Consider the following 2444-nt stretch of genomic DNA (forward strand, 5'->3'; position numbering starts at 1 on the left):
GCATGAGACTCCGACCTATTTTGGTCGGGGTCTATTGCTGTTTATAAAGGTTTGGATATCAGATGCCAGATATGAGATGTGAGATATGAGATTTTTGACGGTTAAACTTATAGCTGCCAGCCTTCTGCAACATATTCGGTCTCACATCTCTTATTTCAGATCTCACATCTACAAAAGTTTATTAATAAACTAAAAATTAAACACCTTGGCAAACAACATTAATCAAAGAGTAAACTTTGCAACCAGTAGAAAGGTACTTGATTACCCCGATTTCCTGGATGTTCAGTTACAATCTTTCCAGGAATTTTTTCAATTGGAAACCACCTCAGACAACCGCTATAAAGAAGGTTTGTTTAAAGTGTTTGCTGAAAATTTTCCTATCTCAGATTCAAGGAACATCTTCGTTTTAGAGTTTCTGGATTACTTTATTGATCCGCCACGTTATGATATACAAGAGTGTATTGAGCGCGGATTAACTTATAGCGTACCATTAAAAGCCAAGCTTCGCCTGTCATGTAATGATGAGGAGCACGAGGATTTTGAAACAATTGTACAGGATGTGTACCTGGGAACTATCCCTTACATGACCCCTAAAGGTACATTTGTTATTAACGGTGCCGAGCGTGTAATTGTATCGCAATTACATCGTTCACCAGGTGTATTCTTTGGCCAAAGCCGCCACACCAACGGTACAAAATTATACTCGGCCCGTGTAATACCTTTTAAAGGTTCATGGATTGAGTTTGCAACAGACGTTAACAACGTGATGTATGCTTATATTGACCGTAAAAAGAAATTCCCGGTTACCACGTTGCTTCGGGCTATTGGTTATGATTCTGATAAAGATATATTAGAATTATTTGAACTGGCAGATGAAGTAAAAGTAAGCAAATCTGGTCTGAAGAAATTCATTGGCCGTAAACTTGCTGCAAGGGTACTTAAAAAATGGGTTGAAGATTTCGTGGATGAGGATACCGGTGAAGTGGTATCTATCGACCGTAATGAGATCATCCTTGAGCGTGAAACCGTACTGGAAGATGACCATATTGATATGATCATTGATGCTGGCGTTAAAACCATCATCCTTAACAAGGAAGATGCTTCAACCAGCGGTGATTATACTATTATATATAACACTTTACAAAAAGATACTTCAAACTCCGAAAAAGAAGCGGTTGAGCATATCTACCGTCAATTACGTAACGCCGAACCACCTGATGAGGAAACTGCACGTGGTATCATCGATCGTTTATTCTTCTCGGATAAAAGATATGACCTGGGCGATGTGGGCCGTTACCGCATCAACCGTAAGCTGAAATTAAATACCTCTGATGAAACTAAGGTATTAACCAAGCAGGATATTATCGCCATAGTAAAATATCTGATCAAACTGATCAACTCAAAAGCCGAGGTGGATGATATTGATCACTTGTCAAACCGTCGCGTTCGTACAGTAGGCGAGCAGTTATATGCCCAGTTTGGTGTAGGTTTAGCCCGTATGGCACGTACCATACGTGAGCGTATGAACATCCGTGACAACGAGGTGTTTACCCCAACTGACCTGATCAACGCGCGTACATTATCATCTGTGATCAACTCGTTCTTCGGAACTAACCAGTTATCACAGTTCATGGACCAAACCAATCCACTGGCAGAGATCACGCACAAGCGTCGTCTGTCAGCCCTTGGGCCCGGCGGTCTGTCGCGTGAGCGTGCAGGTTTCGAGGTTCGTGACGTACACTATACCCACTATGGTAGGTTATGTACTATTGAAACTCCCGAAGGACCAAACATTGGTTTGATATCTTCACTTTGTGTACATGCCAAGATCAATAACTTAGGCTTTATCGAAACCCCGTACAAACGTGTGGTTGAAGGTAAGGTACAGGTTGATGAGGCGGTTATCTACTTATCTGCTGAGGATGAGGATGGTAAAACAATTGGCCAGGCAAACGCGCATTACGATGATAAAGGTGTATTTGCATTACCAAAAGTAAAAGCACGTTTTGAAGGTGACTTCCCGATCATCGATCCGGAGAAGCTTGATTTAATGGATATTGCGCCAAACCAGATCACTTCTATCGCGGCTTCATTAATTCCGTTCCTGGAACATGATGATGCTAACCGTGCATTGATGGGATCAAACATGCAACGCCAGGCTGTACCTTTGTTACGTCCTGAAGCGCCAATTGTTGGTACCGGTTTGGAAGGTCGTGTTGCAAAAGATTCACGTACACTAATCAATGCCGAAGGCGATGGTGTGGTTGAATACGTTGACGCGAACGAGATCCGTATTAAATATGACCGTAACGAGCTTGACCGCCTGATATCATTTGATGGCGATTCAAAAAGCTACCGTTTAACCAAGTTCAAGAAAACCAACCAAAGTACTACCATGAACCTTAAGCCAATTGTTAAAAAAGGGCAAAGGGTATCAAAAGGCG

At 41.9% G+C, this 2444-nt stretch carries 1 protein-coding gene; it reads left to right on the top strand.

What is annotated here, in order from left to right; genetic code table 11:
• Positions 1-205: 205 nt before the first annotated feature.
• Positions 206-2444, top strand: a 2239-nt coding sequence (rpoB, locus tag AC1DPZ_RS25520) for a DNA-directed RNA polymerase subunit beta (protein WP_477408778.1), incomplete at its 3' end; no start/stop codon positions are given.

This window comes from Mucilaginibacter sp. P4_G9 (assembly GCF_056400985.1).